The sequence below is a fragment of the Lysobacter sp. Root916 genome (assembly GCF_001429785.1).
Taxonomy (GTDB): Bacteria; Pseudomonadota; Gammaproteobacteria; order Xanthomonadales; family Xanthomonadaceae; genus Lysobacter.
Map to the genome: position 1 here is coordinate 1,675,797 of NZ_LMJF01000001.1, position 16,682 is coordinate 1,692,478.

The 16,682-nt window shown below is 66.8% G+C and carries 4 protein-coding genes and 1 pseudogene; 1 reads left to right on the forward strand and 4 read right to left on the reverse strand.

Going from position 1 to position 16,682, the window contains the following annotated elements; all coding sequences use genetic code 11:
• Positions 1-132: 132 nt before the first annotated feature.
• The 4 genes from ASE35_RS22220 to ASE35_RS07510 all read right to left on the reverse strand — a co-directional run bounded on the left by ASE35_RS22220 (position 133) and on the right by ASE35_RS07510 (position 16,327).
• Positions 133-9,309, reverse strand: coding sequence for a calcium-binding protein (locus ASE35_RS22220; protein ID WP_157489309.1), 9,177 nt, complete (start codon positions 9,307-9,309; stop codon positions 133-135).
• A 631-nt stretch (positions 9,310-9,940) separates the two neighbouring features.
• Complete coding sequence (locus tag ASE35_RS07500; protein WP_057163366.1) at positions 9,941-11,362, reverse strand: HlyD family type I secretion periplasmic adaptor subunit; 1,422 nt, start codon at positions 11,360-11,362, stop codon at positions 9,941-9,943.
• On the reverse strand, positions 11,359-13,521 hold the full coding sequence (locus tag ASE35_RS07505) for a type I secretion system permease/ATPase (RefSeq protein ID WP_057163367.1): 2,163 nt from the start codon (positions 13,519-13,521) through the stop codon (positions 11,359-11,361). The genes ASE35_RS07500 and ASE35_RS07505 overlap by 4 nt, the downstream gene beginning before the upstream one ends.
• 343 nt (positions 13,522-13,864) lie before the next feature.
• Entirely contained in the window at positions 13,865-16,327 is a 2,463-nt protein-coding gene (locus ASE35_RS07510; protein WP_157489310.1) for an XVIPCD domain-containing protein, read from the reverse strand.
• A 117-nt stretch (positions 16,328-16,444) separates the two neighbouring features.
• On the opposite strand from ASE35_RS07510, the pseudogene ASE35_RS07515 reads away from it, so the two are divergent.
• Positions 16,445-16,682 (forward strand): annotated as a pseudogene (locus ASE35_RS07515) (hypothetical protein); the annotation flags it as partial.

The following is a 16,682-nucleotide window of genomic DNA, read 5'->3' on the forward strand; positions in this document are numbered from 1 at the left end:
CCGTGCCTCTACGCCCGCCCCCCGTGTCCGGGCGCATACGATCCGTCCGGCCGACAAGGCCGACCTGGTCGATCTACGTCCGGGCGCCGTAACGGCGCCCGGACGCGACCCACTAAGGCGTCAAACGACGATTCAATGCGGCGTCGCCAGGGCCAGCGTGTACACGCTCTGCCAGCTGTGCCCGCCGCCCAGATCGGCGTCGGACGCCCCCCCGGCCTGCGGCGCGAAGCTCGCCATCGCCGAGATCAGGGCGGCGACGTTGCGGTCGCGCTCGGCCGCGCCGGCCGCGGCATCGGGACGAATGCCGTGGCCGCCACCGGCGCGGACTTCGGCCAAGCCGGCATCGTCGAGCCGCAGGTATCCAGCCGACAGCGTCTCCACCCGTTCCAAGGCAGGCAGGCGTCCACCCAGCGCGATCGCCGACGCCGTACGTTGCGCGACCGGATCCACTTCCTGCGCATAACGGCCGTTCTCCGCCCACGGCGCATCGGCCACCACGCCATCGACGCCGCAGTCGCTGGCGGTCGGTCCGCCGCGGAATTGCGCCGCCGATGCCAGCGGCGCCGGCGCCAGACTCGCGACCACGTCGTCCTGGGTCCACACCGTGCCGTCGGCGAAGCGGATCCGCTCGACCGCATTGGGTCGTCCCCCGCCCGCCGTCGTGGCGAAGTAAGCCGCCACGGTCACCGCATCGGCGCTGCCGATGCGCTCGATCAGCAGATCGTCGCCCACACGCGACACATGCAGATCGCTGGCCGCGATGCCGACGCCGAATGCGATCTCGTCGAGGTCGCCTGGCGCCGCATCGTGGACGTAGTCGGAGATGCGGTCGCGGCCGAAGCCGAGCTCGAAGGCGTAGACGTCGCTGCCGGCGCCACCGAACAAGCTGTCGCTGCCGGCCCCGCCGACCAGGATGTCGTTGCCGCCGTCGCCGGCCAGCAGATCGTCGCCATCGCCGCCTTCGATGCGGTCATGGCCGCCCTGCCCCGACAGCCGATCGTTACCGGCGCCGCCGGTCATCAGATCGTCGCCCGCGAAGCCGCGCAAGGTATCGTCACCAGCCCCGCCGGTAGTCAGGTAGGCGGCGATTTGCGCGTAGCTCCACTCGCTGCCGTCCTGGAAGCGGAACGCATCGATCGACAGCGCATCGCGATTGCCGTCGGCATCGAAGTAGTCGGTCACGGTCAAGCGGTCGTCCGTGCCGGCGATGGCGATCACCAGATCGCGGTCCTGGCGCTGCCAGCGCAAATCGCCGGCCGCGATGCCGACCCCGAAGGTCACCACGTCCCAGGTCGCATCCCCGTTGCGCGGCGACGCGCCGACGGTCCTCGATTCGGCCAGGATGCGATCGCGTCCCCAACCACGGCCGAAGTGGAAGCTGTCGCTGCCGCTGCCGCCAAGCAAGGTGTCGTCGCCTTGCTCGCCATTGAGCATATCGTTGCCGGCGCCGCCATCGAGCGCATCGTTACCCTGTCCGCCGAACAAGGTGTCGCTGCCTTCGCCGCCACTCAGGGTGTCGTCGCCAAAGCCCGCATTGAGCACGTCGTGACCGTCACCGCCGCTGAGGTCATCGTCGCCGCTGGCCGCGTCGAGGAAGTCATTGCCCGAACCGCCGAGCATGAAGTCCTCGCCGACGCCGCCGAACAGGCGATCCCAGCCCGAGCCGCCGTGCAGAGAGCTGCCGTAGATGCTCGCCATGAGAAAATCGTCGCCGGCGCCGCCAAACAAGCCGTCGCGATGACCCCTTCCGTAGAGGCGGTCGTTACCGCCGCCACCGGACACTGCGGTTCTAAGGCCTGTCCTCGTACTCATTTCGTCGTCGTCGACACTGCCCAGGCGCACCGGGTAGTACTGGTACCAGTACTCGCTCGCGAAGGTGAAGCCTGCACCGTCTTCCTCGGGCTCCAGCGGCGGCGCCTCCGTGGCGGTCGCCAGCCGGTTGGCGATCTGCGCGGTGGTCCACACCGTGCCGTCGGCGAAACGAATCCGATCCAGCGCACCCACGGTTTCCCCGTCGGCTTCGAAGTGGCCCTGGATGGTGATGCTGTCGCTACTCCCTTCGATATGCACGATCAGGTCAACCCCGGACCGATGCAGGCTGACGTCGGAGACGGCGACGCCGTCCTTCAGTTCCAGCACATCCACGTCGCTGAGCAAGGCGTCGCCGTAGACGACCGTATCCCGGCCGTCGCCGCGGCCGAACCGCACCACGTCGTTGCCCAAGCCACCGTCCAGCCGGTCGTCGCCGACGCCGCCGTCGAGACGGTCGTCGCCGTGGCCGCCGGACAGTACATCGTCGCCCGCGTCGCCGCTCAGATCATCGTCGCCGTCGCGGCCGTTCAAGCTGTCGTCGCCGTCTCTGCCCGAGATGAGGTCGCCGGAGGCGAGACCGTCGATGACGTCGCTGTCGTCGCTGCCGGCGAGCAAGCGTGCGCGCACGTCGGCCGCCGTCCAACGCGTGCCGTCGGCGAATACGATGGCATACGCGGCGCCATCGCCACCGTCGACCAATGCGTAATCTTCGATCTGCAGGCTATCCTCGCTGCCGTCGATACTCAGCACCAACCCGGAACCGAAGGTCCCCAGCCGCACCGAAACGTCGGTGACCGCGATTCCCGCGCCCAGTTCGATCGTGCTGGTCTCCCCAGGCTCGACACCGGCATAGCCGTTGCGCACGTAGTCCTCGCCGGAACCGCGACCGAAACGATAGGTGTCGTTGCCGCCGCCGCCTTCCAGGAAATCGCTACCGGCGCCGCCTTCGAGCACATCGTCGCCGGCGCCGCCGTAGAGGCGATCGTCGCCAGCCCCGCCCTGGATCGTGTCGCCGTCCGAGGATCCCAGCACCCGGTCGTCGCCGTCCCCGCTAGCGAGCAGGCGCGCGCGAATCTGAGCAGCGTCCCACACCGTGCCGTCGTCGAAGCGGATCTGGGCGAGACGGCCCGCATCCAGGCGCAGCTGGTCCTCGCTACCGATCAGGCGCAACACATGCCCCTGATCGCTGCTGCCATACGCCTGCAGCACCACGTCGTCCACCGAGATACCCGCGCCGAGGCGCAGCACCGAATCGGCATCGTCGTCGATCAGCGTGTCGCTGCCGGCGCCGCGGCCGAATACGTAGCTGTCGGCTCCGGCGCCGCCATCCAACTCGTCCGATCCCGCGCCGCCGTCGAGCACATCGTCGCCACCCTGACCGTAGAGTACGTCGTCGCCGGCACCGCCCGACAACGCATCGTCGCCCCCGCCGCCGACGAGCACGTCATTGCCTTCGGTCGCGGACGCGAGCATCAGCGCGCGAATCGCCGCCGCGTCGTAGCTGCTGCCGTCGGCGAAACGGAGCTGCGCCAGATTGCCGTTCAACACGAACACGTCTTCGCTGCCGCGGATACGTAGCGTCGCACCCGGCTCGTTACCACGGCCCTGCACGATCAAATCCGCGAGCGTCAGCCCGCTCTTGAGCTCGATCACGGCGCCGCCGCCGCTGTCGTAAGCGTAGTCGTAGCCGTCGCCGCTGCCGAAGCGGTAAACGTTCTCGCCGCTGCCGCCGTCCAAGGTGTCGTTGCCGGCGCCGCCATCGAGGATGTCGTTGCCCAAGCCGCCGTACAAGCTATCGTTGCCATCGCCGCCGATCAGGCGGTCGTTGCCGGCCTTGCCGATCAAGGTATCGTCGCCATCGCCGCCGTCCAGGGTATCGGCGCCGCCGCGCCCGATCAGGGTATCGCCGTAGATGCCGCCCTGTATCAGCCCGGCTCCGGTGACCTGGTCGAGAATGTCGGCCTGCAGCCAGGCACTACCGTCGGCGAAGTGGATCTCCGAAATCGCCTGATCCGGACGCGAGAAGTAGTCGCGGATGGTCAGCGTCGAGTCCTGCTCGTGGTCGCGCTGACGCAGGAGCAGGTCGTTACCAACGCGCTCCAACGACACGTCATCGGCATAGGCGTCGATCTCGACCACGTCGTAGCCGGCCGTTTCGCCGGCACCGACGCTGTTATCGATCACGTCATTGCCCCAGTCGTAGCGGTAGGTGTCGTCGCCCGTGCCGCCCTTCATCAGGTCGTTACCGTAAGGCGCGCCGAAATCGACCCGGAACAGACCGCCATCGAGGATGTCGTTGCCCGCGCCGCCGTCGATCACGTCGTCGCCCTGATTGCCGCGAATGAGGTCGTTGCCGCCGCGGCCGGACAGTACGCTCGTATCGGCGTCGCCGTCGTCGCCGACGATCACGTCGTCGCCCTCGCCGCTGCGGCGCTGCCCATCGATCAGGGCCTGCACGCGCTCGCGGTCCCAAGTGGTGCCATCGGCGAAGCGGAAGAACTCGGCCGCACGGCCGACATCCTCCGGGCCGGTATAGGCGCCGTCGCCACCGGTATCCGAGAACCGGGCGAACGCCGGTCCAGAACCGGGCTCCCCGCCATCATCGACGGACGCCGCCCAGCCGAAGTAGTGAGGCACGCGCAACACGTCCTGGGTGTCGCGGATCGACAGCACCAGGTCATTGCCTTCGCGCCGCAGCACTACGTCGCCCTCAGCGATGCCGTCCCCGAACTCGACCGTGTCGATCCCTTCGGACGCGGCGCGGAACAGGGCCACGTAGTGAGCGTTGTCCCACTCGCCTTGCGGATCCTTCGGGATCTCGACCAGCGTATCGCTTCCGGAACCCCGACCGAAACGATAGACGTCGTGACCGGCGCCGCCGTCCAGCACATCGTCGCCCGCGCCGCCGTCGATCACATCGTTGCCGCGACCTCCGTGCAGATCGTCGCCGCCCAGACCGCCGGACAGGCTGTCGTCGCTGTCGTAACCGAACAGGCTGTCGTCGCCGTCGGTGCTCTGCAAGGCCATGGCCATCACGGTTGCGACGTTCCAAACCGTGCCGTCGGCGAAGCGGATGTTATCGACCGCATAGCCCGATCGGCCGTCGTCGCGGAAGTAGTTCAGGATCACCAGTTGGTCGTCCGAACCTGCGAAACTCAGCACCAGATCCTGGCCGTTGCGATTTTTCGCGGACACGTCGGCCGGCGAAATGCCCGCGCCGAACTCGACGTCGTCGGTATAGCCGCCTCGGTCGCCATATCGCACGTTCTCGATGGTGTCGTGCCCGAAGCCGCGATCGAAGCGATAGCGATCGTAACCGGAGTCGCCGATCAGATAGTCGTCGCCCGTACCGCCGACCAGCAGGTCGTCGCCGCTGCCGCCATCCAGGCTGTCGTCTCCATCCCCGCCGAGCAGAATGTCGTTATCTTGAGCGCCGCCGATCACGTCGTTGTCGGCGCCGCCGTCCAGCGTGTCGCTGCCATAGTGGCCGTAGAGCTTGTCGTCGCCAGCGCCGCCGGAGAAGTGCTCGCTGCTCACGTTGCCGTAGAACTCGTCCGCACCGCCGCCACCTTGATAGGAATAGACCAGCTGCGAATCTGTCGCGGTGATGCGCACGCCGTCGCTGAACTCGATGCTGTGATTGCTGCCCGGGGCGAAGAAGCCGTCGATGCCCAGACTGCTGATCGTCCCCGATTGGTTGAACACCAGGACCAAATCGTCGCTACCCTCCTCCGTCGGACCGAAACTCATGTCCGCTGCATTGAAGGCGAAGTTGAAGCGGATCGTGTCCCGACCCGCGCCGGAATCGCCAAGGCCGAGCACCGTATCCATTCCGAAGTAGGCGTCGAAGCTGTAGACATCGTCGCCTTCGTCGCCTTGCAACAGGTCGTTGCCGCTGCCGCCGGCCAATACGTCGTTGCCTTTTCCGCCGCTGATCTGGTCGTCGCCACTGGCGCCGTCCAGCCGATCGTTGCCGTCTTCGCCGAACAGGGTGTCGTTGCCCCCGGTCCCACCGATTACGTCGTCGCCGCTCGAACCGACCACCGGCACCAGCGCACCCAGCAGTTGTTCCAGTTGTGCGCGGTCCAGCGTGGTGCCATCGGCGAAACTCAGACCGATCTGAGTGTCGGGATTGAAGTAATCCTCCACCAGGACGGCGTCGCCGCCGCTTCCGACCTTGATCAGCAGGTTGCGGCCGATCACTTGATAACTAAGGTCGCCTGGCGCGATGCCGGCACCGAACTCCAGAGTATCGATGCCAACCTCGCCTTCCTCATCGGCGAGGATGCGGTCCTGACCGAAACCGGTCTCGAAGCGATAGCGGTCGTTGCCGCTGCCGCCGGCGAGCATGTCGTTGCCGGCACCGCCCTCCAGGAGGTCGTCGCCCTCCTCGCCCGCCAGCACGTCGTCCCCGGCATCGCCTTTGAGGCTGTCGTTGCCCTCACCACCCCACGCCTGGTCGGCGCCCTCGCCGCCAAGCAGCTGATCGACACCCGCGGCGCCGTTGAGCAGATCGTCGCCGCTGTCGCCGCGCAGCACATCGTCGCCGTCGCCACCGAACAGGCTGTCGTTGCCGGCATTGCCGTTCAGCACGTCGGCATCGGCACCGCCGTCGAGCTGGTCGTTGCCATTGCCACCCGACAAGCGATCGGCGCCGGAATCGCCGTAAAGTTCGTCGCTGCCTTCGCCGCCGTCCAAGGAGTCGTTGCCGCTGCCGCCCCAGAGCCGGTCGTTGCCGACACCGCCGTCGATGCGATCGTTGCCGGCTTCGCCGACCAACTGGTCGGCACCGGCGCTGCCGCTGATCCTATCGTCGCCGTCCTCGCCGAACACCTTGTCGTCGTCCTCGCCGCCGTCCAGGTAGTCGTTGCCGGCGCCACCCTGCAACTCGTCGTTGCCGGTGCCGCCGGACATGGCATCGTCGCCGTCGCCGCCACGCAACAGATCGACGCCAGCCTCGCCGAGCAGCGCATCGTCGCCGTCGCCGCCGAGCAGGACGTCGTCGCCGTCGCCGCCGACCAGACCGTCGTTGCCGCCCTCGCCGAACAGACGATCATTGCCCGCACCGCCGGACAGCGTGTCCCGGCCTTCGCCGCCGACCAGGTCGTCCACGCCCTGCCCACCCGACAGGTAGTCGTCGCCCCCGCCGCCATAGAGCTTATCGTCGCCGTCTCCGCCCTCAAGGTGGTCGTCGCCGTAGCGGGTGCCGGCATGTTCGTCGTCGCCGAACAGGATGTCGTTGCCGCCGCCGCCCAGCAACACGTCGTCGCCGTCCTGGCCGGCGAGCTGATCCGCGCCCTCGCCGCCGTCGAGATAATCCGCGTCGGTGTCGCCGGCGTCGGCCGCACCGCTGGGCTGGCCGTTGCGTCCGTACAGTTTGTCGTCGCCGTCGCCGCCATACAGCGTGTCGTTGCCGCCCATGCCGATGAGCGTGTCGTTGCCATTGCCGCCGTCGAGTATGTCGTCGCCGTTCTTGTTGGCGGCGCTCGAAACCAGGGCCGTCAGCGTCACCCCCGGTATCGCACCATCGGCAAGGTCACCGACCAAGGTGTCGTCGCCTTCGCCGCCAGACAAGGTATCGTCGTCGTGGCCGCCGTTCAGCGAATCATTGCCCAGGCCTCCGATGACGATGTCGTCGCCCTCGCCCGCAGACACACGGTCGGACCCGGCGCCGGCATCGATGAAATCGTCTCCGCTGCCGAGCGTCTCAGGGTCCAGGTAAACGGATCCGTCTGGAGTGCGAATGATATAAACGCCGTCCTGGGTGGCATCTCCTGTCGCCGCCACGCCATCCTGTCGATAGACGAACCAGTTTTTTCCACGTGCGATCACCGAAGCGCCGTGCTGCAAGAGTTCTTCGTCGAAACGCTGCTGCTCGCTCTTCCCGCTACTATCGATATAGGTACGCAGCTCGCGCATGTTCTGCAGTTCCGAGCCGTCTAGGATGATGTCGTCGCCGTCGCCACCCAGAATGCGGTCGTCGCCGCTGCCGCCGAAGATCAGATCCGCGCCCGCCCCGCCATCGAGGACATCGTCGCTGGCGCCGCCCTCGATACCGTCGTTGCCGCCTTTGGCCGCGATGGAGTCGACGCCATCGTTGCTGCCCGATTCGCCGAACAGATCGTCACCCTCGCCCAAACCCAGTGCGGCGCCGACCTCGTCGTAACCCGGCAGTGAAATTCCCAGGTCGCCGTTGCGCCAGGACTGGATCAGGATCTGCCCGCCCGACCGTCCATCGATGAGCCTGCGCACGATGAGCAGCGATTGCGTGGGCGTACCCGCACCGATTACGAGCAGACGGAACTCGCCGTTGGCGGTATCCCATGAACCGATGGCGTTGCTGCGTATATTGTCGAAGCCGATGCCCGTACCCGACAGGTCGACACCGTTGAAGGTGATCCGGCCCGAGCCGTCGCTATCGGTGATCGTATCGCGTGTACCAGCGTTCTTAAGGTCGTCGGTCGAGAAGCTGTAGGTGTCGAAACCGGCCCCGCCCTCAAGCCGGTCGACCCCCATGCCGCCGTCGAGCAAGTCGTCGCCGCTGCCGCCCAACAGGATGTCGGCGCCATACCCTCCGTGCAGCGTATCGTTGTCTGCGCCACCGCTAAGGCGATCGTCCCATGAGCCGCCGAGCAGGATATCGTTACCTCCGTCGCCGATCAGCACACTGCCGGGGTTCAAGGCGCTTACGGGATAGTTCACGGTTAGGGTATCCGCCCCATCCGTCCCGAACGCAACATAGTCGCCGAGGGCAGGCAGCTCAGCGCTACCTCCCAGAGTAACCATCTGCGAGATCAATCGATGCGCTCGGCTGCGTACGTCGCCCGGCTCTCGATCGAACTCGAGCAGTTCCTCCACGAAGGAATCGGTCATGCTGCTTCCGACGAAGCTTGCGATGACACCCACCACGGTGACGGCCGCGATAACCGGCCAGTAGAGAAGCCCAGCAGCCGCGACGGCGGTCATCGCCAGCGCAGTCACCACAGTGCCGACAAGCGCACCGCCGAGCACGCCAACGAAAGCCGAGACATCACCGTGCCAGGCTTTCTCACCGAGCTCGATAATCATTAAGCCCTTGGCCATAGGCTTGATAATCTTCTCGGCAGTTGCCCCGAAGGCAACAAACTCCGACTGCGTTTCGAGCGTATCGAAAGTCTTTGCGCAGAAAGCAAGCACTATCTCAGCTGCCGGGGGTCCTCCTTCGACCACACGAAATACCTGCGACTGCTCTTCGAAATTACGCTGAATCTCTCGGCATATCGTTGCAAGCTTGACCTCTCCTCTCGCTTCATAGCGATCCGCATAGGCTGCAGCGAGCTCGGCATTCTGTCGGAACGCGTCCTCTGCGACTGACACGAGCGTCTCCAAGGACGCATCCTCGGCGTCGATCTCGACCCCGGCGCCCGCCAGCCCTCGCGAAACGTTTCCCTGAAATGCCGCTGAGAGCTCCGTCATCATCATCGCAAACTGTTGGTCTTCTGCACTTTCCTCGGACATACACCGCTCCTTTTGAATTGTCGGCCGTTGTGGCCATCACGTTCTGACCTGCGCGCACGGCAGGCGGGTAATGGCGAACGAGAACAGCTACCAAGAACGTCGCGGTCAGCTGGTGCGAAAAGCGAAGTGCAGCCGGCCACGGCGGCGCCAATGCGGCCCGCGCTCGATCCCGATAACGTTCCCCTCTGCGCAGACCGGGACACGCCCCGATCCGAATCCGGCGATCGCGCTGTCCTGTTCCGTTCGGCGCTTCGTGCGCCCGCTCCATGCGAGGATTGTCTGCGCGTTTGCACGCGATTTGTCGTCGCTTCAGCGCACTATCGCCACGATTCGGCGCACTGCATTTTTATGAATGGTTAGCACGTTGTTCGTGCTCATTGGCGGCCAAGAAGTCGCCTCCAAAAGACGGTGGAGCGCGGCAACTGACCATGCAGAATCGCACCGGCGTCGCAGCTGTTCTTCGAAGACGCAAGTCGGCCAATCGGACCGACTCGGCAGCCATTTCGCGCTACCGGCTCACGTCCTTCTGAGCGCAGCGCCGCCTGCCGATGCCAGCGGGGGTCGCATACAAGCCCCGACTCGAACGGGGCGAATTCAACCAAGCGCCGACGATGACGCCCGGCGCGTTGCGTTAACGCTCGCGCATCGCTTCATCACCATGCTGCTTCAGTGGACTCAACAGATAGTCGATCACGCGTCGCTTTCCGGTCTTGATCTCGACGCTCAACGACATGCCGGGCGTCAGGGCGACCCTCACCCCGTCCACGATCAGGTACGCGTCGCTTAGACGCACGCGTGCGGGAAACACCAGGCCCAGCTTCTCGTCCTGTGCTGCGTCGTGGGAGACGCTTTCCACCGTGCCTTCGAGATAGCCGTAGCGGGTATAAGGGAAGCTTTCGACTTTCACAGTCGCGCGTTGCCCCGCGCGCACGAAACCGATGTCCTTGTTCAGTACCGTGGCTTCCACTTCAAGCGCTTCCTCGCTGGGCACCACCGCCAACAACGGCTGGGCGGGCGTCACCACGCCGCCCACGGTATGCACCGCCAGCTGCTGCACGGTGCCCGCTACCGGCGCTCGCAACTGCATCAAGCGGTCGCGTTGCCCTGCCTTGGCACGGTCCGGCGTCGACTGACGTACCTGTTCGCGCGCCTGGCGCAGGCCGTCCAGGGTCTGTTCGCGGGTATCGGCCACCAGAACGCGCAGCTCTTCCTCCGCGCCGTCCAGCGAAGCGGATATCTCGCGCAAGCGATTGCGCTGCGCGGCCAAATCGCGTTCGGCGGCGATATGCTCCTGTTTGCGCAACAGGTATTCATGACGAGCGACGTACTTGGCGTCCACCAGCTCGGCGTAGTCGTCCACACGGCTCTTGGCGATGGCGGCGGCTTCTTGCATCGGACCGACCATGGCCGAGCCGGTACGCAGCTCCGCACGTCGCTGCGCGGCGGCGGCGCGTAGGTTGTCGCGGCGTGCGCGGAAAGCCTGGAACTGGCTGCTGGCGAGCAATTGCTCGGCGTCGCGGCGCGCTTCGGGCAAGCCGGGATCGACCGCCAAGCGCGGCGGCACATCGCGATCCAGGGCTTCGATCATCGCGCCCAGGCGCAGCTCCGCCAGACGCGCGTTGAGCAGCGCCTCGTCGGCCTTGGCGTAGTCGGCGCCGGTGCTGGTGGCATCGAGCTCGATCAGCAGCTGACCCTTGCGCACGGTCTGGCCGTCGCGCACCAGGATACGGCGCACCACCGCGGTCTCGGCGGGTTGAACCACCTTGGTGCGCGACCCAGCCACGGTCTTGCCGTTGGCCACCGCGACGATATCGAGCTGGCCCAGGACGGCCCACAGCAAGGCCACGCAGAACAGCGCGACGATGATGCGCATCGCCCAACGCGCGGTCGGCGAGACCGGCGTATCGGTCAGCTCCAGGTGCGCGGGCAGGAATGCCAGCTCGTCGGCATCGCGCCGAGGCGGCTCAAGACGGCTACGTTCCGCCCAGGAGGCCTTGAAGGCTTGGGCGTAGCGCGAGACGAACTCCGATAACGCCGATGCCAGATGTTTCATGCGCCCCCCTGTTGCAACTGCAGCAGACGCGCGTAGTGACCGTCGGGGCGTTGCGACAGCTCGTCATGCCGGCCGCTTTCGACGATACGCCCCTTTTCCATCACGATGATCCGATCCGCCGTTCGCACCGTCGACAATCGGTGGGCGATGATCAGCACGGTACGGTTGCGGCAGATCGCGCGCATGTTGCGCATTACAGCATGCTCGGACTCGTAATCGAGGGCACTGGTCGCCTCGTCGAAGATCAGGATGCGCGGGTCGGCGATCAAGGCGCGCGCGATCGCCAGCCGCTGGCGCTGGCCTCCCGACAGCGACGCGCCTTGCTCGCCGACCACGGTGTCGTAACCCTGCGGCAACTCGAGGATGAAATCGTGCGCGCCGGCCAGCTGCGCGACCTCGATCACCCGCTGCAGCGGCGCGCCCGGATCGCTAAGCGCGATGTTCTCGCGCACGCTGCGGTTGAACAGGAAGTTCTCCTGAAGCACCACGCCCAACTGGCGTCGCAGCCAGGCCGGGTCCGCCAGCGCCAGATCATGGCCGTCGACCAGAACGCGGCCACGCTCGGGCACATACAGGCGCTGCACCAACTTGGTCAGCGTGCTCTTGCCGGACCCGGAGCGGCCGACGATGCCGATGACCTCGCCAGGGGCGATATCCAGATCGATGCCGCCGAGGATCTCGGCGCTGTCGGGGCGATAGCGGAACACCACTTTGTCGAAGCCGATCCGGCCCTGGATCGGCGGCAAGGCCATGCGACTGCCGGGCAGCTCGGTGCGGGTATTGAGGATGTCGCCCAAGCGCTCGACCGAGATGCCGACTTGCTGAAACTCCTGCCACAGCTGGGCCAGCCGCACGATGGGCGCGGAGACTTGTCCGGACAACATGTTGAACGCGATCAGCTGCCCTAGCGACAGCTCGCCCGCGATGACCAGCTTGGCGCCGAAAAACAGGATGCAGATCGCCACCAGCTTCTGCACCAACTGAATGCCCTGTTGGCCGATATTCGCCAGCCGCGACACCTTGAACGACGCCTCGACGTATCCGGCCAGTTGGTTGTCCCAGGTTCGGGTGACGCGCGGATCCACCGCGGTGGCCTTGACCGTTCCTATGCCGTTGACGGTTTCCACCAGGAACGATTGGTTATCGGCGCCGCGCGCGAACTTGTCGTTCAGACGCTTGCGCAGCACCGGCGTGATCGAAGCCGACCACAACGCGTACACCGGCAACGAGATCACCACGACCAGGGTGAGCCAGCCGCTGTAGTAGAACATCACCGCCAGGAACAGCACCGTGAACAGCAGATCCAGCACCGAGGTCAGCGCCTGTCCGGTCAGAAAATTGCGAATGTTCTCCAGCTCGCGCACGCGCGCGATGGTGTCGCCCACGCGCCGCGACTCGAAATAGCTCAAGGGCAAGGCCAGGATGTGCCGGAACAGCCTCGCCCCCAACTCGACGTCGATCTTGCTGGTGGTGTGGGAGAAGGTATAGGCGCGCAATCCGGTCAGCACTACGTCGAACACCGCGATCGCGATCAATCCGACCACCACGACCTCAAGCGTGGTCAGGCTGCGGTGCACCAGCACCTTGTCCATCACGACTTGAAAGAACAGCGGCGTCACCAGTGCGAACAGTTGCAGGAACAGCGACACCACCAGCACTTCGACCAACAGGCGGCGATACTTGACCACCGCCGGCACGAACCAGCGGAAATCGAACTTGGCCAACTGGCCCAGCACCGAAGCTCGGGAAGTCACCTGCAGCAGGCGGCCGTGGTAGCGCTGCTCGAAGGCGTCGCGCGTCATCACCTTGGCGCGGCCTTCGCCGAGTTCGTGCACCAGCAAGGAGTCGTCGCCGGCCTTGGCGACCACGAAATGCCGCCCGTCTTGAGCCAAGGCCAAGGCCGGCAACGCGGCCATGGCGACACGCTCGGACGAGGTACGCGTGATGCGGGCCTTGAGCCCCAACTGCTTGGCGGCCAACAACAGGGACGCGTCGTCGAACGGCTCGCCACCGCGGCCGAACTGATGCGTCAGTTGCGCTGGATCGGCAGCGATGCCATGGAATTGCGCCAGCATCGCCAGACCCAGCAGGGCAAGATCGTGCTGGGGCGCGACGGCTTCAGCAGGCGGTCTGCTGGGCGTAAGGGAATCCGGAGCCATCGTTCATTCACATCCAAGCGTACGTCGCGGCAATCGATTTCAGGCCTCCGCCACGCACCCACGAGCGTGCACAGACGCGAGCGGCTGCATGCCGTTCTGCCGTCCGTATCCGTTAGCGAAATTCGTGCACGCGCCCCACGGCGCGTAGCGAAAGCGCAGGCACTGTGCCTACGCGTCCATTGTCGGCGCAAAGCCGCCCCATGCGGGCTCGGCTCGCCGCAGTGCGAACACGACTGGGCGCAGTGCGAGACGAAGCCTGTGCGCACGCAGGCTGCGGCGGCGGCCAGAGTCGATAGGGTTTCCGGCGAGGCCGCTTAACGGCCCCGGCGCCGACCGAGCGGGCTCAAGCCCGACGCGCGGCGCGTTCGGCGGTCTGCGGATCCTGGCTTGGGTCCTGGGCCTGGACCTGATTCGGCGCGCGTGCGGCTTCGATCTCCGCCGCACGCTGGCTGCTCTCGCGCAAGGGCGTGTCCATGCCGCGCGCGGTTTCGACGCTGGCGTTGAGGCGCGCGGGATCGTCCAGCCGGCCCTGCACCGCGAACACGCGGCTGGCGTCGCGGCTGAGCTCGACGTGGTTGATCTCCTGCATGCCGCTGCGCATCGCCGCGACCGCGAGCGAGCCGGCAAGCTGGTCGCTGCGCGGATCGGGGGTGCGGTCGAAGCGCGCGTCCAAGGCGTACACGCCCTCGGCCGCGCCGCGGTACAGCGGGTACTGCGAATGACGCGGATCGTTGAGCAGCACACCGTCGCCGGGCGGGTTCGCGTTGGCGCCGCGCGTGCCCGGAGTCGCCTGCGGCACGATCGGGCTGTCCTGCGCCGGCGGAGCGATCGTCTGCGGCAGGCGTTGCGCTGCCGCACGCTCCATTTCGCGGGTGCGGAAATCCAGGCTGGGCAGCACGGTGTCGACCATGCCGTGGCGCTGCACCGCTTCGCCCGCGGCCTGGCCGATGTTGTCGAACAACACCTTGGTCTGGACGATGTTGCCGATGCCGCCCGGACGGGTCGGATCGAAGGTGACCGCGGCGCCGCCGACGCCGGCCACGGTCGCGCCGGTCAGGGCGAAACCCAGCGGCGCGTAGCTGGTGGTGCGACGGATCTGGTAGCCGGTGGCATCGAGCGTGGCATCGATGGAATGCCCCGCGCCATCGGCGCCGCGACGCACGTGGGCGCCGACCGCGTCGGCGGTCTGCTCGATCGCGCGCGCGCCCTGATTGGCGCCCGCACGCGTGTTGTTGGCCGCCTGCTGCGAACCGGTCAGGGCCGCGCGCGCTTCGCCGCGCTGGGCCTCGCAGTACTGCGCGGTGGCGCGGTCGCGCTGATCGGCGATGTCGTTGAGCATCGGCACCCAGCGCCCGGCGCCGCGCAGGAAGGTATTGGTGGCGCTGTTGGTCCACTTGGCGCCTTCGCACTGAACCATGTCTACCGCGGCCGCGGCACGGCCCGACACCAATTGCACCTGGGCCACAGCTTCGCCGCCGGTGCGCACCTGCCAGCCGGTAATCTGGCCGACGGTGTGGGTGCCGGCCTGGGCGGCACGCCCGCTCATCTGCAGTCCAACGCGCGCGCCGTCGCCGGCCAGGTCCAGCCCGCGGTCGGCGACACGGCCGCCACCGGCAACGACTTCACCGGCCTGGCGCCCGACCTGGGCGCCGGCCAGCGATACCGTAGCCACGCGCAGCAGCGGCCCGGCGAACTCGCCGGCCTGCCCCAGCGACATCGCCTGCGGTCGATCGATCAGGCTGCCCTGGGCGTCGCGCGTTTTCGGCGTCAGCAAGGGCTGCACCTGGCCCGCCGCGAGCGGCATGTCGCGCAGCGCGCGGTTGCCCGACTGGGTCGCCAAGGCATCGACCAGACCGCGCGCGTCGGCCTGGGCCTCGCGGCTGTAAGGCAGGTGCTGCGCGAGCTGCTGGCCCAGCAGTTCCTTCGCGCCCGGCAGGCGCATCAGTTCCGAAGCCTGGTTGGCGACGCGACCGAGTTCGGCCCGGCGCTGACCGTTCATGCGGTCTATGCTGGTCTGCACGTCGGTGAGCACTTCGCCGGTGACCTGGTAGGCCACGACGGTCTGATTGGGGTTGTGGACGGTCAGGCCGTTTTGATCCGCATAGCGCTGCGCCGTGGCCTGATGCAGGCCGGCGGCGTTGAAGGTGGTGGCGGGCACGCCGGTGATGGCCGAGCCTGCGGAGGCCATGCCGCCGCCCAGGGAGTGGCCGACGATTTCGAAGTTGCCGCCCACCTTGGAGTTTCTGAACTCGACCGCGACTTCCATCGCCCGGTCGTAATAGTCGCTGCGCAATCCCAGCCCCTGACGACCGTTGTTCATCCAGTCTTCGGGGGCGGATTCGCGCGTAACCTGCTTGCCGCTCTCGTCGAACACCACCGGGCCGTTGGAGCCCTTGTAACTGAGGACCGGTTTGACCTCGGGACCGTACACGCGCGGATCGGGCAGATAGATTTCCGCACGGAAGGCCGAATCGTCGGGCTGCAGCAGTTGGTCGACGCGATCGTCGCTCCAACCCACACCGGCCTTACGCAATAGGTCCGGATGTTCGCTGCCGCGCAGCCAACCGGGCGGCGGTTGGCCAGTGTGTTCGGCAGAGCGGTAAACGTCGGCCGCCAGCCCGGCCATTTCTCGGGCGTGGTATTGGCGTTGCAGGGCATCGGCCTGGCTGCCCAGCTCGCGGTCGCCGCTGCTCGCCGAACGCTCGCGCATCGACGTCAGCAAGGCCTGTTGCTCGCGCAACTGAGCGATCTTTTCCTCAACCGTGCGCGGGGTTTGCGACGGGAGGTCCTGCTCGGGCGTGGACATGGCGGTTCTATCCCTGAACGGCGCTAAGCTCTGACCGAAACTGCCACTTCAACCCGCCCCTGTCAAACGTCGGCTTTGTTACATTCGGGCCGCCCCACGCCAAGGACGACCGCCGCCATGACGCTGCCGCTACCGCCCTCGCCGCTGCGCCGCTGGACCCTGGCCGGCCTGATGCTGTGCGCCCTGACTGCGTGCTGGGCGGCGCCGCCCGCAAGCGGCGAGCGGCTGCCCTGGGACCCGGGCGATTACTTCGAGGGTCCGGCCCTGCAACTGGCGGTGGCCAGCGACCGCCGCAAGGCTGAGCAGATCCGCTGGATGATCCACGAAAAAGGCATCAATCCTGATCACTTATTCG

Coding starts and splice junctions, on each gene's coding strand:
- ASE35_RS07500 (WP_057163366.1), bottom strand. CDS start 11,362: ATGAAACATCTGGCATCGGCGTTATCGGAGTTCGTCTCGCGCTACGCC.
- ASE35_RS07510 (WP_157489310.1), bottom strand. CDS start 16,327: ATGTCCACGCCCGAGCAGGACCTCCCGTCGCAAACCCCGCGCACGGTT.
- ASE35_RS22220 (WP_157489309.1), bottom strand. CDS start 9,309: ATGTCCGAGGAAAGTGCAGAAGACCAACAGTTTGCGATGATGATGACG.
- ASE35_RS07505 (WP_057163367.1), bottom strand. CDS start 13,521: ATGGCTCCGGATTCCCTTACGCCCAGCAGACCGCCTGCTGAAGCCGTC.